The sequence below is a fragment of the Xenorhabdus thailandensis genome, from assembly GCF_037996785.1.
GTDB classification, from domain to species: Bacteria; Pseudomonadota; Gammaproteobacteria; order Enterobacterales; family Enterobacteriaceae; genus Xenorhabdus; species Xenorhabdus griffiniae.
This window is the reverse complement of sequence record NZ_JBBMXF010000004.1, coordinates 127,329-147,833: the sequence shown is the minus strand read 5'-3', so window position 1 is coordinate 147,833 and position 20,505 is coordinate 127,329. Positions and strand designations below refer to the sequence as shown.

The following is a 20,505-nucleotide window of genomic DNA, read 5'->3' as shown; positions in this document are numbered from 1 at the left end:
TTCATAGGATAGCTACTCCATCGTTGGCATCACAAAATGGCTATCGTGATGTTCCAAACGCACACTGGCGAGCCAACGGCTGGTGACGGTTTTCATACGGGTATAGAAGCGCACTCCATCATTACCATGTACATTCAACGGCCCAAAAATGGAACGCTTCCAGCCACCGAAACTATGAAATGCCATCGGTACTGGGATAGGAACATTCACGCCGACCATACCCGCTTGAACGTCTTCACTGAATTGGCGTGCCGTTTCGCCATCACAGGTAAATATTGCCGCTCCATTGCCATATTCATGCTGGTTAATCAAGTTCAATGCAGTGTCATAATCCGGTACGCGGACAATGGCAAGCACAGGGCCGAAAATCTCTTCTTTATAGATTTTCATTTCTGGCGTGACATAATCAAACAGCGTCGGTCCCACGAAATAACCATTTTCATGGCCTGCTACCTGATACTCTCGCCCATCAACCAGCAATTTTGCTCCCTGCTCTACTCCACTGCAAATGTAGTCACAAATTTTTTCCCTGTGCTGCTGAGAAATCACTGGCCCCATGTCATTTTCTTTCCCATTGGTAATGCCTATTTCTCGGTTAATACCAGGACCAACTGACATTTGGGCTATTTGTTGCCGGAGTTTTTCTACCAATGTATCAGCAACTTCATCCCCAACCGCTACGACAACAGACAATGCCATACAACGCTCTCCTGCCGCACCGAATGCCGCCCCCATGATGGCATTTGCAGCCATGTCCATATCTGCATCTGGCATCAAGACGCTATGGTTCTTTGCACCACCTAATGCCTGACAGCGTTTCCCGTACGCTGATGCAGTGGTATAGACATATTCTGCAATCGGAGTTGAACCGACAAAACTCACAGCCTGAATGCGAGGATCGGTCAGCAGCACATCAACAGCTTCTTTATCCCCTTGCACAACATTAAACACGCCATCCGGCAAACCAGCTTGTTGCAATAATTTCGCCAGTTCAATTGAAAGAGATGGATCTTTTTCAGAGGGTTTCAGGACAAAGGTATTTCCCGTCGCCAACGCGACAGGAAACATCCACATTGGCACCATGGCAGGAAAATTAAATGGCGTGATACCGGCACAAACACCCAAAGGTTGCATCAGGGAGTGACTGTCAACTCCCGTTCCTACATTGGCAGAGTGCTCCCCTTTTTGCAGATGCGGGATACCACAAGCAAATTCGACCACTTCTAGACCGCGAGTTAATTCACCCACAGCATCGGAATAAATTTTTCCATGCTCTTCAGAAATCAGCTTTGCCAATCTATCTTGGTTTTCTTCAAGTAATGATTTGAATTTGAACAAAACCCGAGCACGTTTCAATGGGGGTATTTTTGACCATTCCTGAAAGGCCAGATGGGCAGATTCAATGGCATGTTCAGTCTCATGAACTGTACTCAGGGCAACTTTTCGAATCTCCTGTCCCGTGGCTGGATTGAAAATGAGTGAAATGCGATCACTTTGGCTATCAACGAGTTGCCCGCCAATAAAGTTTTTAATCTGTTCCATTCTGAGCCTCTCTAAATACAATGACCTAAATTTAATTAAGATTGAACTATAAGCGTTTAATCACGATGCTACAGATATATGAAATATATATTTCATTTTCAATTGAATTTGAAATGCTCTTCAATTAATGTGATCAACACGCTATTTTTGCATATGGGGGACTGATGTCTGCTGCGTCTAATCTGAATGAACTTCAAGAACAAGTACGATCCCGTTATGGTGAGTTAAGTAAACGGTTACAACAAGTTGCAAAATATGTACTGGATAATACGAATAGTGTCGCATTTGATACTGTTGCCGTTATTGCCAAAGAAGCCAATGTTCCACCTTCCACTTTGATCCGCTTCGCCAATGCCTTTAATTTCAGTGGATTCAATGAAATGAAGCAACTGTTTCGCCTGAATTTGGTGGAAGAGACCGCCAGCTATACCGATCGGGCACGGCTGTTTAAAGAGCTGGATAACGATCATCAGATACCAGAAGATCCTCAGCATATTTTACAGGAGTTTGCTCATTCCAACGCTCAAGCCATGCAGCAACTCGCAGCCCGTACTCCCGCAGAGGATTTGGATAAGGCAGTGAGTTTGCTGGCGAATGCCGACAATATTCACATTATCGGCCTGCGCCGCTCTTTCAGTGTTGCCTCATATTTTGCCTATGCCCTCAGCCATCTGGAATGCCGCCCCCTGCTTATCAATGGCTTAGGGGGGATGTTCCACGAGCAGATGAATATGATTGGCCCTCAAGATGTCGTGGTATCTATCAGCTTTACGCCGTATGCCGAAGAAACAGTGATGGTCAGTGAAAAAGCGGCACAGGCGGGTGCGAAGCAAATTGTCATCACGGATAGCCAAATTAGCCCACTCGCAAGTTTTAGCGATATTTGCTTTGTGGTGAAGGAAGCCCAAGTTGATGCCTTCCGTTCTCAATCTGCCACCTTCTGTTTGGTGCAATCTTTAACGGTAGCACTGGCGTATCGGCAGGGATAATAAGGGGGCAGACAACACAGTTTTCATAAAACCGGAAATAAGTGTCAGCGTGATCATATGAGATTAAAGCATATTGATCACGCCTACCATGATCAACACAGCCATTAAATAACTGCCACTAAAATTTTAGTTCTTAATATTTTATGGATATTGATTTACTTAAAATAGTCTTTAATCGTTTCCGAGCTATAGGTATCCTTTTCAAACACATATACCAATCTAACTTCAAGATGTATATGATTTCTCCCCGCTTCGCGGGGAGAAATCAGGTTTCATAGAGTGTTGTAAACTGCAACTTGAAGTTTAATGCGTATAACTTAATAATGGCAAAATTGCATCAATGAATAAGTTTTTTATAAATCAATGCACTGACAAAAAAATCCCCTTCTTTGCCAGACAGAAGAATCAAATTAAGAAAATGTATAATGTCATAAAGCGGTAATATTAAATATCAATAAATTACTTCCTGCGATAACGATTAATTTCATTATTGGAGTAGATTTAATTCACTGTTCTTTTCATTTAACAAATGATACGGACTAAATATGCTTAAAAACAGTTATCAGTCTGTATTGAATATAATTTATAATCATAGCGGAGTATTCACATGGACAAGATTTTGGCTTCTCCATTTATTCATTTCTTTTGGAAATCATGGGTTCTCGAACCTCACTCACCTAAATACAATATTGTTATAGAACAGAATATTAAGGGAAATTTAGATGAAAGTAGATTAAAATGGACTCTGCAAGAATTTATTAATCTTTATCCTTTATTCAAATATCGGATTGAAGAAGAAAATGATGAGTTATATTGGATATTTGGCTCAGATGATATTGAGTTTACATACCTTTCTAATAATGAAGAACAATTGAATCAGTTTGCTCTGCGCCCATTTGACCTCAGAAAAGGGCCAGTAGTTCGTTTTGGTTTAATCAAAGAGACAGAACAGCAATTTCACTTGTTCATTGTACGGCACCATATCATCTGTGATGGACAAGGTATAGAAGAGTTTTTTCACAATATCGCTGATCTGTACAACCAACGTCCTCTGCGCCATTCCCCCATGACGCTGCAACAAGCATCAGAGAAATTTGAACAAGATCGTCAACTTTTACAATTATTGGGCAAATATAACCCCAAACAATACTGGAACAAATATTTGTCAAAAATAACGACCAGTAATCCATTGCCCTATTTACCTCAACAAGCGATAGGTGAGCCTGAATTACCTAATGAATTTCGTTTCAACTTGCCATTGGAAGATTGGAATAGTCTCACAAAATCTTTATCCCCTTGTAAACCGTTCCTCGTATTTAAAACGTTATGGGCAACATTAGTGGCCCAGTATACTGGAACTGGTGACGTTCATCTTATTTATCCTATTGCAGTCGCTGGCGGGGCATCCGTTTCGCTCGGTGCACAAATCAATGCGACTATTTTCTCCCTACATTTTAGTGAGATGGATAGTTTTAATTCTCTCTATCAGGCTACGTTAAACTATAGCGCATCATTGAAGGCTCAGCCTGATTTGCGTTTTTCAAGTTTGCCTATATTCCAAGCCGTACCCACCGATCTTATCAATAAGTTCAATGTCGGTATCAATCAGGCCAGTTTTAAGGATCTCAATCTGGAATTAGACGGATGTGAGGTCCATTACGGTAATCGTTTCAATAACGATTTAGCCGTCACAGAATGGATATTAGAATATCATCTGAAAGAAGGTCATTGGGCTTTTCGCATCCGCTATCATCCTAACCTTTTCCATGCAAAACAAATCAAAGCGTTAGGTGAACAATTCCAGCAATTGTTGGTTAATGCCTTGTCTCATCCCGAAACGCCAATATTACAGTTTCCTTTACTAACGCCTGCTCAGATACAGACATTACTGGAATACGGTAGATCAAAACAACCCGATCCTCTATTGTTTGATTTGGTACGGAAACATTATCAACAGGCAATTGGACAATCACAATCTGCTGAAATATCAGATATCCAAGCCTATGTGTTGAATGAACGATTACAAATGGTGCCTATGGGGTTAAAGGGTGAGCTTTATCTCTCTGGGCCAGGATTGGACAATAAATATTGGGAGCAATCAGTATTGGCAGCAAAACAGCTTATTGCCAACCCGTTTGTTCAATATACCAAGCATAAGTGGCTCTATCGCACTGGCGAGCAAGTACGCTGGTTGCCAAATGGAGAGCTGGAATCTCTGGGAGCAAAAAACTACGATTTTCTGAAAGAAGCAAGTAAAATTAACAACTGATAAAGCAACGGCGTGATCATTATGCTAACCAAACCTACGGATCACGCCAAATTATTACAGCATCAAACGCTACATGACTACGGTTTATTCACTACCACTTATTCAAAATCCTTAAAAGTCGGGCCTTGGAAATAAATAGCTTTAATGTGGCAACTACGGGGTTGAGTGACAACAAACCGGATGGTTTCCCATACTGAACGGCCATTCAGCAATTTCTCCCCCATTTTTTTCTGGTTATCCAGACTTTCATCAAAGCCATTAAGTTCAAAGTCAGGCGGATAAAGTCCGGTCACGCGAATATTTTCTTTGCTTAAATGATGAGCTAAGTTCTGACTAAAGCCACTCATGGCATGTTTGGCGGCAAAGAATGCCGGATGAGCGACAGATTCGGTAAATTGGGGAATACCACAAACCGATACCATAGCAACAATATCGGCACCTTGTGACTGGCGCAAGCTCGGCAATAGCGCTTTGGTCAGCAGGATAGAACCTGTTATACCTGAATTCACCGTATTGACGATATCGGTGTCATTATCACCTTCTCCCAAATACCCTTCCAGCCATTGAGCCGCACTTAAGATCAAAATATCGATGGGTTGATTATCTTGCAGCAACTGAGTAGCAAAATCGTTAACGGATTGAGCATGACTCATATCACATTGATAACCTCTGGCAATGCCACCTTCACGGCGAATAATCTCACATGTTGCTTCAGCACGGGTTAATTGGCGGGCACAGAGATCAACATGTGCACCTTCTCGTGCCAGCCAAACAGAGACCGCTTGTCCAAAATCGCGCCCTCCGCCTGTTACCACCACGCGTTTACCTTGTAACTCACTCGATCCATTAACTTCATTAAACTTCATGTTGGCTTTCCTTATATCAGTTATTAAAGCTGGATGAGAAACCGTCACTTTGTCGGTTCGATTTATTGATAATTCACTGTCTAGAAAGACAATCTTACTTGAGAATTATCCCTCTGGTTCTATTATTTTGTGCTCATTGCTCTGATTGCAGAAGATCGCATTTAAGTAAAAATAAACAAATTCTACTTTACGGCTGACTCTGGGAAGCACGCTGAAAATCGAAAATGTTTACATCTGCTAAACTTTAGGCAACAGATAACGTCAATCGTGTGCTCTGGATTACTGTCATTCTTAACACCATAAATCACAACCATTACCTGTGAAGGGGGTTATATGAAAGCACTTGTTTATCATGGAGCCGGAAAAAAACGCTGGGAAGAAAAGACTCCACCCCAACTCATTGAACCAACAGATGCTATCGTCCGTATCGTCAAAACCACCATCTGTGGTACAGATCTGCATATCCTCAAGGGCGATGTTCCTACTGTCGAGCAAGGCCGAATATTGGGCCATGAAGGTATTGGGATCGTTGAATCAACTGGGGAATCGGTACGCAATATCAAAGTCGGTGATAAGGTAATCATTTCCTGTATCACCGTCTGCGGCAGTTGCAACTATTGTAAACGCCAGCTTTATGCGCACTGTAAAGATGGTGGCTGGATCCTGGGACACAAAATTGATGGTACACAGGCAGAAAAAGTGCGTATTCCCCATGCTGATAATAGCCTGCATCGCCTGCCAGAAGGCGTCGATGAAGAAGCAGCATTAATGCTCAGCGACATTCTGCCAACTGGCCTTGAAATTGGTGTTATCAATGGCAAGGTCCAACCAGGCCAGACTATCGCTTTAATTGGTGCTGGGCCAGTTGGGCTATCGGCGTTACTGGCATCACAATTTTACTCCCCGGCACATATCATCATGATAGATACTGATGATAACCGCCTTAGCGTCGCCCGGCAGTTTGGTGCTAATACGGTTATCAACCCGGCAAGACAAAACGTCGTAGAAGCTATCAATAAACTGACTGACGGCATTGGTGTAGACGTGGCTATTGAATGTGTGGGTATCCCTGCGACCTTCAAAATATGCCAAGACATCATTGCAGCAGGTGGATTCATTGCCAATGTTGGTGTCCACGGCAAATCTGTTGACCTGCATCTGGAAAGCCTCTGGATCAAAAACATTACCATTACCACTGGACTGGTAAACACAAGCAGTACTCCCATGCTGCTGAAAAGCGTTCAATCCGGCAAAATTGCACCTGAAAAGCTGGTCACTCATCATTATCCATTGAGTGAAATAGAAACCGCTTATGAAATATTTGGTAATGCGGCTCAAGAAAAAGCACTGAAAATTGTCTTGTCAGCTTAGTGGGTATAGCAAAAAGAGGGCAATCCGACTCCCTCTTTCTGCTAAATTATGAGCTATACGTTTCGACTGATACAGAAAAGCCGCCGCAATATACTGCATCAATACTCTTGTGCAATTCATTACGGCGGCCTTTATACTGTACCTGGTATTAAACTTGATTTTTTGGTGAGTTAACTAATTCACACATTAATGAACCTTCAAGCTACAGTTCGCATTCTTCATCCAAATCTTGTTGAGAAAGGTTCCCAATAGCAATAAATTCATCCAATAACCCTAAAAGTTGGGCCAATTTTTCTGGAGAAAAAGCGTCCTCAATCGCCTTATATCCCTCAGCAATCTGTCCTTTTGCTTGCTCATAAAGCTCTTGCCCAGCCGGAGTCAAAGAAACATACAGCTTACGCTGATCATTCATAGGCTTCAGGCGGAAGATAAGCCCATCACGCTCCATACGTGTCAAAATGCCTGTCAGACTTGGGCGTAAGATACAAGTGAGACAAGCTAAGTCATGAAAATCAATAGAACGGCTACTCGCAAGTACACGAATAATACGCCATTGCTGTTCAGTTAAGTTATAGCTCTTCAAAATAGGTCGAAAAAAACCCATAGCGGTTTCTCTCGCTTGAAGCAATGCAATTGTCAAGGATTCATGCATAAGTAAAAGTGACTCTTTAGTTAATCGCTAGTCATTCTCTATAAGTTTAAAGCCCATGCTATTTATTATAGACAACATGAACACCAAAAAGCCTAACACGCTCAAAATCATCCACAAAGGGGAAAGACTTCAATATTAACAAATAAATAAAATCATCCCACCCACAAAAAGTTAAATAAAAGTTAAATTTAATCTCAAATGACCTTGATTAAAAATATAACAAGCTGATCTTTATGTAGTAAAAATGATCAACAATAAAGTGTTGTTACATAGATCACAATTAAAATTAACAATGCATTTAACATATTGAAGATTGCCCACACATGATTTATTAATATATTAATAAGTGATCTTGCAACACGTCATCCAGGTTTCAAGGAGCTGTTCATGAAAGGCACTGTCTTCGCCGTTGCCCTCAACCATAGCAGCCAGATCAATTTCTGGCATGAGGCATTTAACAAAGAACCTTATAAAACACCACCCAAAACACCTATTTGGTTTATCAAACCCCGTAATACCGTGATTAGTTCAGGGGATGTTATTCCTCACCCTGTCGGGGAAACGGTACAGAGCGGTGCAACCCTAGCGCTATTTATTGGAAAAACAGCACGCAAAGTTTCAGTTCAGAATTCCGAACAGTATATTGCTGGTTACGCATTGGCAAACGAAATTAGCCTGCCTGAAACATCATTCTATCGTCCTGCCATTAAAGCAAAATGTCGGGACGGTTTTTGTCCGATAGGTCAAATGATCAAAGCCAACTCGGTAGCATCACTCGATATTGTCACTGAAATCAACGGCCAGGAAGTTGATCGCTGGTCTACCCAAGACCTTATTCGTTCAGCAGCTGAATTATTGGCAGCATTGTGCGAATTCGCCACCCTAAACAAGGGTGATGCCATTCTATTGGGAACGCCCCACCAGCGCGTTACCCTTCATCCTACCGATAAAGTCACAATCAAGGCCAACGGCTTCCCTAACTTAGAAAATACGGTTGTATTGGCAGGAGGTCAGGCATGAGATACGCCAAAATTCATTATCAGGGACAAGATCTCAATGTCACCGTTGACGAACAAGAAAATGTCTTCTTACCAGATGGAAATATGGTCAGTGGTGAAGAGGTTATTTGGCTTCCCCCTGCCAGCGGAACGCTGTTCGCATTGGGACTGAATTATGCCGATCACGCAACAGAGCTGGAATTTAAGCCCCCAGAAGAACCCCTGGTATTTATCAAAGCAGCCAATAGCTTAACTGGGCACCGCCAGGTTTCTGTCCGTCCTGATAATGTGGAATATATGCATTACGAAGCAGAATTGGTTGTCGTGATGGGTAAACCCGCTCACAAAGTTGCCAGAGAAGAGGCCATGAATTACGTTGCGGGTTATACCGTTTGTAACGATTACGCCATTCGTGATTATCTGGAAAATTACTATCGGCCTAACCTACGGGTAAAAAGCCGCGATACGCTTACTCCAATCGGTCCGTGGATCATAGATAAACAACAGATCGCTGATCCGCATAATCTAACATTGCAAACATGGGTGAACGGTGAACTCCGTCAACAAGGTACAACCGCCGATTTGATCTTCGATATTCCTTTCTTAATCACCTATCTCAGCGATTTTATGACATTGCAACCAGGCGACATGATCGCCACCGGAACACCTAAAGGGTTGTCCAATGTTGTTCCTGGGGATGAAGTCATCGTAGAAGTCGAAGGTGTTGGGCGCTTAGTTAATCGTATTGTCAGCCAGCAAGAATATGAGGAGAGTTTGTCATGACCATGATTAACCATTGGATCAACGGCAAGAATGTCGGCAGCAAAACCTATTTCACAACGACTAATCCTGCAACAGGCGAGGTGTTGGCTGAGGTTGCATCAGGCGGGCAGGAAGAGATCGCCCAAGCCGTTGCGGCAGCCAAAGAAGCGTTCCCAAAATGGGCAAATACTCCAATGAAAGAACGCGCTCGTTTGATGCGCCGTTTGGGTGAATTAATCGACCAAAATGTTCCCGGTATTTCTGCGCTGGAAACCAAGGATACGGGCCTTCCCATCCATCAGACACAAAATGTCTTGATCCCACGGGCTTCGCAAAATTTCAATTTTTTCGCAGAAATTTGCCAGCAGATGAATGGGCGCACTTATCCTGTTGATGACACAATGCTCAACTACACATTAATCCAGCCTGTTGGTGTTTGTGCATTGATTTCCCCATGGAATGTGCCTTTTATGACGGCGACGTGGAAGGTTGCGCCTTGCCTGGCTCTGGGAAATACGGCTGTTTTGAAGATGTCCGAACTTTCCCCATTGACAGCCAACCGCTTAGGCGAATTGGCGTTGGAAGCCGGCATTCCGGCTGGGGTATTGAATGTGGTACAGGGCTACGGTAACACCGCAGGCGATGCACTGGTAAAACATCATGATGTGCGTGCAGTCTCTTTCACCGGTGGAACTGCAACAGGTCGCCTGATCATGCAAAATGCCGGACTGAAAAAATACTCTATGGAATTAGGCGGAAAATCCCCTGTCCTCATTTTTGAGGATGCAGATATTGAACGCGCACTGGATGCCGCTCTGTTTACCATTTTCTCCCTTAATGGCGAACGTTGTACGGCAGGTTCCCGCATTTTCATCCAAGAAAGTATTTACCCCGAATTCGTCAAACGCTTTGCTGAACGCGCTAATCGGTTACGTGTCGGTGATCCCCAAGATCCGCAAACTCAAGTTGGCAGCTTGATAAGCCAGCAGCACTGGGAAAAAGTCTCCAATTATATTCGGTTAGGGATCGAAGAAGGCGCCACCCTACTGGCTGGAGGCCCCGATAAACCTGCCGATTTACCTGCCCATCTAAAAAATGGCCACTTCTTACGTCCTACTGTCCTGGCAGATGTGGATAACCACATGCGCGTAGCACAGGAAGAAATCTTCGGCCCTGTCGCTTGTCTGCTGCCATTCAAGAGTGAAGAGGATGGGCTACGCATGGCTAATGATGTGGAATATGGCCTTGCTTCTTATATCTGGACACAGGATGTCAGCAAAGTTTTGCGTCTGGCACGTCATATTGAGGCCGGCATGGTGTTCGTTAATTCCCAAAACGTTCGCGATCTACGTCAGCCATTTGGTGGCATAAAAGCTTCCGGTGTGGGGCGTGAAGGCGGGGAATACAGTTTTGAAGTGTTTGCTGAAGTGAAAAACGTCTGTATCTCAATGGGAGAGCACCCTATACCTCGTTGGGGTGTTTAAATAACGGCCATCCTGATTCCAAGTGAGGGTTTATGGGAAAGTTAGCGTTAGCAGCGAAAATTACACATGTCCCTTCTATGTACCTGTCTGAATTGCCAGGCAAACATCACGGTTGCCGCCAAGGCGCTATTGATGGACACAAAGAGATCAGCCGGCGCTGCCGTGAAATGGGTGTGGATACGATTGTTGTCTTCGACACGCACTGGCTGGTTAATAGCGCCTACCATATTAACTGTTCCGACCATTTCTCCGGCATCTATACCAGTAATGAATTGCCACATTTTATCCGCGATATGACCTATGAGTATGACGGCAACCCCGAGCTAGGCCGGATGATTGCACAAGAAGCACGCCAGATGGGTGTTCGTGCCCAGTCACACGAGATCCCAAGCCTGAAACTGGAATATGGCACGCTGGTCCCCATGCGTTATATGAACAGCGACCGCCATTTCAAGGTGATTTCAATTTCGGCCTTTTGTACTGTCCATGCGTTTGAAGACAGCCGCAAACTAGGAGCAGCGATTTTACGGGCAATTGAGAAATACGATGGTACGGTTGCGGTGCTGGCTAGCGGTTCGCTGTCACACAGTTTCATTGACGATCAACGTGCCGAAGAGGGCATGAACAGCTATACCCGTGAGTTCGATGAGCAGATGGATCGCCGTGTCGTGCAGCTTTGGAAAGAAGGCAAGTTCGAGGAATTTTGCAAAATGTTACCGGAATATGCGCAATATTGTCGAGGAGAAGGCAATATGCATGATACCGTGATGCTGCTAGGGCTGCTTGGATGGGACAAGTATGACGGCAAGGTGGAATTTTTGACGGAATTGTTCGCCAGTTCAGGGACAGGACAGGTTAACGCGGTTTTCCCGCTGCCGGATTATATTGTGAATCAAAACAAAACTGATGCCTGACAGGAGAAGACCGTGCCACATTTTTACGCTGAGTGTACTGAAAATATCCGTGAAGAAGCCAGGTTGCCGGAATTATTTACCAAAGTGAATCAGGCGCTGGCAGATACGGGCATTTTTCCGCTGGGCGGTATCCGTAGCCGTGCCATTTGGCTGGATACCTGGCAAATGGCGGATGGTAAGCAAGATTATGCCTTCGTTCATATGACACTGAAAATTGGTGCCGGACGCAGCCTTGAAGATCGGCAAAAAGTTGGAGAAATGTTGTTTGGCTTAATCAAGGCGCATTTTAGTGAATTGATGTCACAGCGTTATCTGGGCCTCTCTTTCACCATGGAAGAACTTGATCCGGTGCTGAATTATAAATCCAATAACGTTCATAGCCTATTTAAAGCAAAAGAGTAACGGCAATAGAGCATTCCAATGCTATACCAATCTAGCTTCAAGATGCATGTGATTTCTCCCTGCTTCGCGGGGAGAAATCAGGTTTCATAGCGTGTTGCAACTTGAAGTTTCAAATCGCGGTCAACAAAGTTATGGCTTGCAAGATGAGGGATATAATTGGAGGACACTAAATTTATTCGCCTTTATTTATTGAGAGGAAACTATGACAGATCATCTGGATACAACTTTGCTGCGTCACCAGGCCTATATCAACGGTCAATGGGTTGATGCGGAAAATAAAGCAACTTTTGAAGTTATTAACCCTGCCAATGGTAAAGTCATTGCTAATGTCAGTGATCTGGGAACCAAAGAAACACAATCTGCCATTGAAGCTGCCCAGAATGCCCTTCCTGCATGGCGATCATTGACAGCAAAACAGCGTAGCCAAAGGCTTAAACAATGGTTCCATCTGGTGATGGAAAACCAAACTGCCTTAGCGAAAATACTGAGCACGGAACAAGGTAAATCTCATACCGAAGCAATGGGGGAAATTGCTTACGGTGCCAGTTTTATCGAATGGTTCGCAGAAGAAAGCAAACGCACTTATGGCGAAACATTACCGTCCCCAATGCCGGGCCGCCGTCTCGCTACGATCAAACAACCGATTGGTGTCGTTGCAGCCATTACACCGTGGAATTTCCCTAATGCAATGATCACCCGCAAAGTTGCACCTGCGCTGGCGGCAGGATGTACAGTTGTCCTGAAACCTGCTGCTGAAACCCCCCTTTCTGCACTGGCTTTAGTCGTCCTGGCGGAACAGGCGGGCATTCCAGCCGGCGTTTTCAATATTGTCACGGGAATGGATGCCAAAGCGATTGGTGAAGTACTGACCTCAAGCCCCATCGTGCGCAAACTTTCGTTCACCGGCTCTACGCGGGTCGGCAAATTATTAATGGCACAAAGCGCCGATACTGTGAAAAAACTCTCCCTCGAACTGGGTGGCAATGCACCTTTTATTGTGTTTGATGATGCCGATCTTGATGCTGCGGTAGAGGGTGCCATGGCGGCGAAATTCCGTAATAGCGGGCAAACCTGTGTTTGTGCCAACCGTATTCTGGTACAGGAAGGCATTTATGAGGCTTTTGCAGAACGTCTGGCACACGCGGTGAAACAGCTTCGTGTTGGGCCAGCCACTGATAGCTCATCACAACAAGGTCCACTGATTAATCAAGCGGCAGTAGAAAAAGTACGAACACATATCCGTGACGCGGTTTCCAACGGTGCGCACCTGCTGGCAGGAGGAAAATCCCACGCGCTGGGTGGGTTGTTCTTTGAGCCAACAGTGCTGGCAAATGTGACCGATTCTATGTTAGTTGCCCACGAAGAAACCTTCGGCCCGCTGGCACCACTGTTCAAATTCCGTGATGAAGAAGAGGCTATCCGTATTGCTAACAGCACTGAATTTGGCCTGGCTGCTTATTTCTATTCCCGTGACATTGGCCGAATTTACCGTGTGGCGGAAGCGTTGGAAAGTGGCATGGTAGGTATCAATGAAGGTTTGATTTCCAATGAAGTAGCACCATTTGGCGGCATTAAACAATCGGGGCTGGGACGTGAGGGGTCACGTTACGGTATTGAGGATTATCTGGAAGTGAAATACCTCTGTTTTGGAGGGTTGGAAGCGAAAGGAGCTTAACCCCTATGCTACAGCAAGAAATCGTATCACGAGTCGCACGCCGTTTACATCAGGCAGAACAAAGCCGTGAGCAAATCCGACAAATCTCACTGGATTATCCAGAGATAACGATTGAGGATGCTTACGCCATTCAACGTGAATGGGTAGATTTAAAAATCAGGGAAGGGCGAATTCTGAAGGGACATAAGATTGGCCTGACATCCAAGGCCATGCAAGCCAGTTCACAGATTAATGAACCGGATTATGGTGTCTTGCTGGATGATATGTTTTTTCAGGACGGCGGTGATATTCCTTGCGAACGCTTTATTGTGCCCCGCATTGAAGTTGAACTGGCCTTTGTGCTGGCAAACCCCCTGCGAGGCCCGAACTGTACGCTGTTTGATGTGTATAACGCAACAGATTACGTCGTTCCTGCATTGGAACTCATTGATGCCCGTTGCCACAACATCGATCCCGAAACCCAACGTCCACGCAAGGTATTCGATACGATTTCTGACAATGCCGCCAATGGCGGTGTGATTATTGGGGGGCGGCCGATCAAGCCAGATGAATTGGATCTGCGCTGGGTCAGTGCGCTGCTCTACCGCAATGGCGTGATTGAAGAATCCGGCGTCGCCGCCGCGGTTCTCAACCATCCCGCCAATGGTGTGGCATGGCTTGCCAATAAACTGGCACCGCATGGTGTTCAACTAGAAGCAGGCCAGATTATTCTGGCTGGATCTTTTACCCGCCCTGTTCCTGCGCGTAAAGGCGATACCTTTCATGTGGATTATGGCGTGTTAGGTTCAATTAGCTGTCATTTTGTTTGAGTCTATTGAGGTAACACCATGGATCAGCTAACAAATAAATTTAAACATGCCCTGAAAGCAGGGCGTCCACAAATCGGATTATGGCTTGGGCTATGCAGCGGGTATAGCGCGGAAATACTGGCAGGAACGGGGTTTGATTGGTTGTTGATTGATAGTGAACATGCTCCCAATGATATTTCCACCATTCTTGCCCAATTACAGGGGATCGCCCCTTATTCAAGCCAGCCTGTTGTTCGTCCGGCATGGAATGATCCCGTGATCGTCAAACAGTTGCTGGATATTGGTGCACAAACGTTATTGTTCCCGATGATTCAAAATGCCGCGCAAGCGCGTGAAGCTGTCAGGGCAACTCGCTATCCTCCCGCGGGTATTCGTGGCGTAGGCAGTGCCCTGGCACGCGCTTCTCGCTGGAATCGCATTCCTGACTATCTGTCCCGTGCTAATGATGAAATATGTGTATTAGTACAGGTAGAAACCCGTGAGGCTCTGCAAAACCTACCGGAGATAGCGGCTGTCGAAGGTGTTGATGGCGTGTTTATTGGCCCGGCCGATCTCAGTGCGGATATGGGACACCTCGGTAACCCGCAACATCCTGAAGTTCAGGCTGCCATTGAACAAGCTATTGTTCAGATACAGTCTTCCGGCAAGGCCGCTGGCATTTTGATGACCAATGTCGATACAGCTAAACATTATCTTAATTTGGGTGCGCTGTTTGTTGCCGTAGGGGTTGATACCCTCTTGCTGACCGGAGCAGCCAATGCTTTGGCAAAGCATTTCGGCAAATAAGCAGTCAATCATCGGCAATAAACAATGCCCCAGAATGGCTGATGTTGATCGCGACACCAGCCATAACAATTGAAGTTCCTAATCTCTGTGCAAACAATCACATATAGCCAATAGATTTCAAATCCCCGCTCGAAGGAAAATCAAACCACTAACAAAACAAGGAAACACCGATGAGCATTTCACCTGACACGATACCAAAATCCGAAAATCCCTCCCAACAACCTAACAAGCTGACCGCCCAACAGCAAAGTGTTATCAATAAATTATTCCGGCGCCTGATCCTCTTTCTCTTTGTCCTGTTCGTTTTCTCTTTTCTGGATCGCATCAATATTGGATTTGCGGGTTTGACGATGGGAAAAGATATTGGTTTAACATCCACCATGTTCGGTTTGGCCGCTACGCTGTTTTACGCTACTTACGTTATTTTCGGCATTCCCAGCAATGTGATGTTGAGTATTGTGGGAGCGCGTCGCTGGATCGCGACCATCATGGTGTTATGGGGGATCGCTTCTACCGCCACAATGTTTGCCACTGGTTCCACGAGTCTGTATATCTTGCGGATGCTGGTGGGCATTGCGGAAGCCGGCTTTTTGCCGGGTATTTTGGTTTACCTGACTTATTGGTTTCCAGCCTATTATCGCGCACGCGCCAATGCGTTGTTTATGATTGCCATGCCCGTAACGATGGCGTTTGGTTCACTCATTTCCGGTTATATTTTGGCAATGGATGGCATCTGGGATTTGCGCGGTTGGCAATGGTTGTTTTTGCTGGAAGGCTTCCCTTCTGTTTTGCTGGGTTTTGTTGTCTGGTTTTACCTGGATGACTCACCAGAAAAGGCCAAATGGTTAACTCGTGAAGATAAGCAATGCCTTCAAGAGATGATAGAAAACGATAAACTTTCTATCACCCAGCCCAATGAAAAGATTCAACAGCAAAAAACCAACTTATGGCGCGAGGTTTTTACCCCAATTGTATTGATGTACACCTGCGCTTATTTCTGCCTGACCAACACCTTAAGTGCTATTAATATCTGGACGCCACAGATTATGCAAAGTTTCAATCAGGGCAGTAGTCATGTAACCATTGGCATTTTGACTGCCATTCCACAATTCTGCACGATTTTGGGTATGGTTTACTGGAGTCGCCGCTCAGACCGTCTGCAAGAACGCAAAATGCACACGGCCTTGCCCTATCTATTTGCTGCCGCAGGATGGATTTTAACTTCACTGACGGATAACAGCATAGTGCAACTGTTGGGGATCATTATGGCTTCCACCGGATCGTTTACAGCTATGGCGGTATTCTGGACAACGCCAGATCAATCGATTAGTTTGCGCGCCCGTGCCGTGGGGATCGCTGTGATCAACGCTACCGGCAATGTGGGATCTGCCGTCAGTCCTCTGCTAATCGGCTGGTTAAAAGATCAAACGGGAAATTTTAACGCTGGACTTTATTTCGTAGCCGGATTACTAATCATCGGTGCATTAATCGTTTTTCTGATCCCGATGAAACATTCACAGCCACAGGTAAAATTGTAAATAACGAGCAATATATTGATATACCTTAGCCAACAATAAGATACAGGAGGAAATTGATGACTGTATCCAATGTGCTCAAAGCCAATAAATCCATCATCATTAATATCGATATCAGCAAGGACTATGATGAAACCCGGGGATCGGATGATGTTCACTACCAAACCTTTGGTCGTATGGCGGCATTTTTCGGGCGTAATATGCAGGCGCATCGCCATAATGGGTTTTTCCAACTCCATTATCTGGTGACAGGACGAATCGAACTGCAATTAGACGCACAGCATTATTCCGTACAAGCCCCTCTATTTATCCTGACTCCACCTTCCGTTCCTCATGCTTTTTTTACGCAGGAAGATACGGATGGTTATGTACTGACCGTCCGTCAGGAGCTGATTACATCCTTGCTTAATTCTCTTTATCCCACCCATCGAGAACTCGCTGACATTCCGGCTATCTGTCTTTCCGTCGCGGATAAATATGATGAATTGGAAACATTCAACCATTATTGGGCACTGATTGGGCGTGAGTCTGCCAACCAATTTACCGGACGAGAACAAGCACTAACTTTCCTGGCTCAATCTCTGTTTACCTTTTTGCTACGTAGTATTCCCCTTGACGATCATCATTGCGGTAGTGTCAGAGGAGAATTGAAACTATTTCAACATTTTAACCAATTGATTGATCAACACTATCATCAACATCTTGCCGTGCCAGAATATGCAGAAAAATTGGGAATTACGGAATCACGGCTAAAGGATATGTGCCGACGCTTTGCCAATCGGCCACCAAAAAAGCTGATCTTTGACCGACTATTGAGGGAAGCAAAACGGTTATTGTTGTTTAGTGATAGCCCCGTATTTGAGGTAGCGTATCAGCTTGGATTTAAAGATCCTGCTTATTTTACCCGATTTTTTAATCGGTTAGTGGGATGTTCACCGAGTGTTTGGCGGGAAAGAAATGTAATTAGGGGGGATAAAATAGAGTGATGAAATTATGGATAGCCCACCAAGAAAAAAGTGAGAACACGTCTAAATTCAAGTTACGTATTCAACACGTTGAATATACGACCGCCAAAATTATTGGCATACCAGTTATCACTTTAGTACTACAGACATCACTAAAAAAACAATACGTTAATGCTGAGAAAATCTCTTACGGCTGTAGTACTAAATGTCTGAAATCACGCAGGCAGCAACTGTAAAATAGTGGGTATTGTTACCAGTGCAATAAGCAGAGAAATGATAATAGAAAAAGAAACAATTTCCTGTTTAAAACCATACTTATTAGCAAAAACATAAACACCCGCTCCTATAGGCTGTGCAGCCATGACAATCGCGGTAATCAGCCAAATATTATTTGCCTGCTGCATACCGAATAGATAGTAAGCACAGATAAACGTAATCAACGGCTGTATCCCTAGTTTGAGTAACAACATCGGTATAGCCAGTTTTAACGCATCTCTGTTGATATGTTCTTTGACTTTCAGACGAGATAACCCCAATCCCAAGGCGAACAACGCTGTTGGACCTGCGGCATTACCCAGAAATTCAGCAAATGTTTGTAAAAACATCGGAACGGGAATACCGAAACAAACAAAGATCAATCCCGCAACCACTGAGATCGTCAAGGGATTGCTCAATATCGTCTTTAATGCCCCAGCGAAACTTTGGTTAATGGATATTCTCCCACCTGATTGGCGGGTAGAAAAAATATCGTAAGTAATAATAACAGCCATGATAGCAGGAATATTATGCAGTATTGTAGCAATAGCGGCAGGAAGCGCGGCGGATTCACCATAAACCGCAATCAGTATTGGAACCCCCATATATCCAGTTGTACCATAACATGCCCCCATACTTAGAATCGATGATTGTGGTAAACCAACCCCCATGATTTTTGCCGCCAACATTCCCAAAACATACACTACACAAATACCAGCAAGAGTGGCAACGATAAAACCCCACTGTTGTAGTTCACTAATATCTGCACGAGCAATGGCAAGAAACAATAAGGCAGGGAGTGCAATATAGAGTACATAATCATTGATTAATTTATCGGAAAGCCCACTATCAGGACGCAAACGCCCAAAACAATACCCAATAAATATAACCAGAAATATTGGCGCAACTATCATAAACATTTAAAGCCAGCCTCATATTAGTTAAAAATATGACAACATACTCCCCCAGATTTAACTGGGGGAGTATGTTATTTTAAGAACTCCCTAGTATATTTTCCAACAAAAGATGTATATAAAACATCGGTAGCATAGAACTGTTCTAACTGATTTCTAATTTGCTCAAATTCCTTTTCTTTTCGTGAATAAATTTCAACTAACATGCTATCAAATCTTTCTTTTACTTGCTGAACAAGCCTAGGATCATTCACAGCATCAAACACCCCTTCATCAGACATGATTTTTTGTAATGTTGCATCATGTAATCCTATACTATTCAAAAAATAAGGAACATCACGAGCAGCACCAAGGAATGAAGGAATATTAGCTACTCCCATATTTTCTTGTTCAACAATATGCCCACTGATAGGCCTATACAAATCAGGAATAGATAAAAATGTACGTTCAGTCAACCGTGCGGCATCCAATACAAGGGAACTATCAAGATATTTACCATTAATAGAAATTGATTTCTCTTTGAAAATAAAATTTAGAATTTCAATTGCAGGCAATCCAGATCTATTTCCAGTACCAGCAAATCCTCCTTCAATTAAATTGAATCCGTTATAAATAGATACTAAAGCATTCTGTAATCCCAAGCCTCTATCATTATGGGCATGCAGGCAAAAATTAACTAAAGGGTAATCATGGCGTAGGTTAGCAGCCAATATAGCCATTGCTTCAGGATATATCGTTCCTAATGAATCATTAATTCGAACTACATTGATATCCATATGTAGTGTTCGATCAATCTCTTTTATTATTTTTTCATAAGATATTTCATCCACCCCTGAGCTAAAATTGTTTAGCAAACTCACTCTAAAATTTGTAAAACCATAGCCACGAAGTTCCTCCGTTGCTCTTTCAAATGTTTTTTCATCTGATTTATATGAAACCATTCCAAAGCTGATAGTTACATATTTTTTAAATTCATCAGGAAAATATTTAAATTGCTTCATAAGAGGTTCATGGCAATTTAATAGCATGATAAATGAAAATTTAGCATCAGATGGAAGTTTATCTTGATGAACAAGTTGCTTTATAACAGAGGCTAAATCTGTTGGATTTTTTGGGCCAGAACCAAAAACAATATCTCTTATCCCTGTTTTAAATATATTTGATATTAAAGGTATTTTTCTATCAGTTTGTACCGAAAAAGGACATCTTTCTGATCCTTCTCTCAATGTTTCATCCAAAATACCATCAATATTAAAATTTGAAAATCTTGGTTTATGATTCTTAGGTAGCGTCAATAAGGCCATATCGTAACCTCTT

At 43.8% G+C, this 20,505-nt stretch carries 18 protein-coding genes; 13 read left to right on the top strand and 5 right to left on the bottom strand.

What is annotated here, in order from left to right; translation table 11 throughout:
• Window positions 1-12: 12 nt before the first annotated feature.
• A complete protein-coding gene (locus AAC853_RS01695) occupies window positions 13-1,542 on the bottom strand; it encodes a CoA-acylating methylmalonate-semialdehyde dehydrogenase (protein ID WP_340613496.1) in 1,530 nt (509 codons plus the stop codon).
• A gap of 164 nt (window positions 1,543-1,706) precedes the next feature.
• Here AAC853_RS01695 and AAC853_RS01690 point away from each other — a divergent pair, with 164 nt between their 5' ends.
• Window positions 1,707-2,531, top strand: coding sequence for a MurR/RpiR family transcriptional regulator (locus AAC853_RS01690; protein WP_340613495.1), 825 nt, complete (start codon window positions 1,707-1,709; stop codon window positions 2,529-2,531).
• Between the two features lie 607 nt (window positions 2,532-3,138).
• Window positions 3,139-4,800 carry a condensation domain-containing protein gene (locus AAC853_RS01685; protein ID WP_340613494.1) on the top strand — a complete coding sequence of 554 codons (1,662 nt, stop codon included), beginning with the start codon at window positions 3,139-3,141 and terminating at the stop codon, window positions 4,798-4,800.
• 98 nt (window positions 4,801-4,898) lie between these two features.
• Here the strand turns inward: AAC853_RS01685 and AAC853_RS01680 are convergent, their stop codons facing one another.
• Window positions 4,899-5,666 carry an SDR family oxidoreductase gene (locus AAC853_RS01680; RefSeq protein ID WP_340613493.1) on the bottom strand — a complete coding sequence of 256 codons (768 nt, stop codon included), beginning with the start codon at window positions 5,664-5,666 and terminating at the stop codon, window positions 4,899-4,901.
• 333 nt (window positions 5,667-5,999) lie between these two features.
• On the opposite strand from AAC853_RS01680, the gene AAC853_RS01675 reads away from it, so the two are divergent.
• Window positions 6,000-7,037 carry a zinc-dependent alcohol dehydrogenase family protein gene (locus AAC853_RS01675; RefSeq protein WP_340613492.1) on the top strand — a complete coding sequence of 346 codons (1,038 nt, stop codon included), beginning with the start codon at window positions 6,000-6,002 and terminating at the stop codon, window positions 7,035-7,037.
• A gap of 202 nt (window positions 7,038-7,239) precedes the next feature.
• Here the strand turns inward: AAC853_RS01675 and hpaR are convergent, their stop codons facing one another.
• Window positions 7,240-7,689 (bottom strand): homoprotocatechuate degradation operon regulator HpaR, encoded by a 450-nt coding sequence (hpaR, locus tag AAC853_RS01670; protein WP_340613491.1) that lies wholly within the window; start codon window positions 7,687-7,689, stop codon window positions 7,240-7,242.
• A gap of 387 nt (window positions 7,690-8,076) precedes the next feature.
• On the opposite strand from hpaR, the gene AAC853_RS01665 reads away from it, so the two are divergent.
• The 10 genes from AAC853_RS01665 (at window position 8,077) to hpaA (ending at window position 18,040) form a co-directional block, all read left to right on the top strand.
• Entirely contained in the window at window positions 8,077-8,709 is a 633-nt protein-coding gene (locus tag AAC853_RS01665) for a fumarylacetoacetate hydrolase family protein (RefSeq protein ID WP_340613490.1), read from the top strand.
• Window positions 8,706-9,470, top strand: coding sequence for a fumarylacetoacetate hydrolase family protein (locus AAC853_RS01660; RefSeq protein ID WP_338883145.1), 765 nt, complete (start codon window positions 8,706-8,708; stop codon window positions 9,468-9,470). Before AAC853_RS01665 ends, AAC853_RS01660 begins: the two co-directional genes overlap by 4 nt.
• Complete coding sequence (gene hpaE, locus AAC853_RS01655) at window positions 9,467-10,933, top strand: 5-carboxymethyl-2-hydroxymuconate semialdehyde dehydrogenase (RefSeq protein WP_340613489.1); 1,467 nt, start codon at window positions 9,467-9,469, stop codon at window positions 10,931-10,933. The genes AAC853_RS01660 and hpaE overlap by 4 nt, the downstream gene beginning before the upstream one ends.
• A 32-nt stretch (window positions 10,934-10,965) precedes the next feature.
• Window positions 10,966-11,847 (top strand): 3,4-dihydroxyphenylacetate 2,3-dioxygenase, encoded by an 882-nt coding sequence (hpaD, locus tag AAC853_RS01650; RefSeq protein WP_338883147.1) that lies wholly within the window; start codon window positions 10,966-10,968, stop codon window positions 11,845-11,847.
• A gap of 12 nt (window positions 11,848-11,859) precedes the next feature.
• Window positions 11,860-12,249, top strand: coding sequence for a 5-carboxymethyl-2-hydroxymuconate Delta-isomerase (locus tag AAC853_RS01645; protein ID WP_340613488.1), 390 nt, complete (start codon window positions 11,860-11,862; stop codon window positions 12,247-12,249).
• A 202-nt stretch (window positions 12,250-12,451) separates the two neighbouring features.
• Window positions 12,452-13,924 carry an NAD-dependent succinate-semialdehyde dehydrogenase gene (locus AAC853_RS01640; protein ID WP_340613487.1) on the top strand — a complete coding sequence of 491 codons (1,473 nt, stop codon included), beginning with the start codon at window positions 12,452-12,454 and terminating at the stop codon, window positions 13,922-13,924.
• A gap of 5 nt (window positions 13,925-13,929) precedes the next feature.
• The gene (gene hpaH / locus AAC853_RS01635; protein WP_338883150.1) at window positions 13,930-14,733 is read left to right on the top strand and encodes a 2-oxo-hept-4-ene-1,7-dioate hydratase; all 804 of its coding nucleotides are present in this window, start codon (window positions 13,930-13,932) and stop codon (window positions 14,731-14,733) included.
• Window positions 14,734-14,751: 18 nt separating this feature from the next.
• Window positions 14,752-15,519 (top strand): 4-hydroxy-2-oxoheptanedioate aldolase, encoded by a 768-nt coding sequence (hpaI, locus tag AAC853_RS01630; protein WP_338883151.1) that lies wholly within the window; start codon window positions 14,752-14,754, stop codon window positions 15,517-15,519.
• Between the two features lie 170 nt (window positions 15,520-15,689).
• Window positions 15,690-17,057 (top strand): 4-hydroxyphenylacetate permease, encoded by a 1,368-nt coding sequence (gene hpaX / locus AAC853_RS01625; protein ID WP_340613486.1) that lies wholly within the window; start codon window positions 15,690-15,692, stop codon window positions 17,055-17,057.
• 56 nt (window positions 17,058-17,113) lie between these two features.
• Window positions 17,114-18,040, top strand: coding sequence for a 4-hydroxyphenylacetate catabolism regulatory protein HpaA (hpaA, locus tag AAC853_RS01620; protein WP_340613485.1), 927 nt, complete (start codon window positions 17,114-17,116; stop codon window positions 18,038-18,040).
• A 194-nt stretch (window positions 18,041-18,234) separates the two neighbouring features.
• Here the strand turns inward: hpaA and AAC853_RS01615 are convergent, their stop codons facing one another.
• A complete protein-coding gene (locus AAC853_RS01615; protein ID WP_340613484.1) occupies window positions 18,235-19,194 on the bottom strand; it encodes an AEC family transporter in 960 nt (319 codons plus the stop codon).
• Window positions 19,195-19,262: 68 nt separating this feature from the next.
• Window positions 19,263-20,492 (bottom strand): beta/alpha barrel domain-containing protein, encoded by a 1,230-nt coding sequence (locus tag AAC853_RS01610; RefSeq protein WP_340613483.1) that lies wholly within the window; start codon window positions 20,490-20,492, stop codon window positions 19,263-19,265.
• Window positions 20,493-20,505 lie beyond the last annotated feature (13 nt).

Coding starts and splice junctions, on each gene's coding strand:
- AAC853_RS01680 (WP_340613493.1), bottom strand. CDS start 5,666: ATGAAGTTTAATGAAGTTAATGGATCGAGTGAGTTACAAGGTAAACGC.
- AAC853_RS01610 (WP_340613483.1), bottom strand. CDS start 20,492: ATGGCCTTATTGACGCTACCTAAGAATCATAAACCAAGATTTTCAAAT.
- AAC853_RS01615 (WP_340613484.1), bottom strand. CDS start 19,194: ATGTTTATGATAGTTGCGCCAATATTTCTGGTTATATTTATTGGGTAT.
- AAC853_RS01690 (WP_340613495.1), top strand. CDS start 1,707: ATGTCTGCTGCGTCTAATCTGAATGAACTTCAAGAACAAGTACGATCC.
- hpaI (WP_338883151.1), top strand. CDS start 14,752: ATGGATCAGCTAACAAATAAATTTAAACATGCCCTGAAAGCAGGGCGT.
- hpaR (WP_340613491.1), bottom strand. CDS start 7,689: ATGCATGAATCCTTGACAATTGCATTGCTTCAAGCGAGAGAAACCGCT.
- AAC853_RS01640 (WP_340613487.1), top strand. CDS start 12,452: ATGACAGATCATCTGGATACAACTTTGCTGCGTCACCAGGCCTATATC.
- AAC853_RS01660 (WP_338883145.1), top strand. CDS start 8,706: ATGAGATACGCCAAAATTCATTATCAGGGACAAGATCTCAATGTCACC.
- AAC853_RS01685 (WP_340613494.1), top strand. CDS start 3,139: ATGGACAAGATTTTGGCTTCTCCATTTATTCATTTCTTTTGGAAATCA.
- hpaH (WP_338883150.1), top strand. CDS start 13,930: ATGCTACAGCAAGAAATCGTATCACGAGTCGCACGCCGTTTACATCAG.
- hpaX (WP_340613486.1), top strand. CDS start 15,690: ATGAGCATTTCACCTGACACGATACCAAAATCCGAAAATCCCTCCCAA.
- AAC853_RS01675 (WP_340613492.1), top strand. CDS start 6,000: ATGAAAGCACTTGTTTATCATGGAGCCGGAAAAAAACGCTGGGAAGAA.
- hpaD (WP_338883147.1), top strand. CDS start 10,966: ATGGGAAAGTTAGCGTTAGCAGCGAAAATTACACATGTCCCTTCTATG.
- AAC853_RS01665 (WP_340613490.1), top strand. CDS start 8,077: ATGAAAGGCACTGTCTTCGCCGTTGCCCTCAACCATAGCAGCCAGATC.
- hpaA (WP_340613485.1), top strand. CDS start 17,114: ATGACTGTATCCAATGTGCTCAAAGCCAATAAATCCATCATCATTAAT.
- hpaE (WP_340613489.1), top strand. CDS start 9,467: ATGACCATGATTAACCATTGGATCAACGGCAAGAATGTCGGCAGCAAA.
- AAC853_RS01695 (WP_340613496.1), bottom strand. CDS start 1,542: ATGGAACAGATTAAAAACTTTATTGGCGGGCAACTCGTTGATAGCCAA.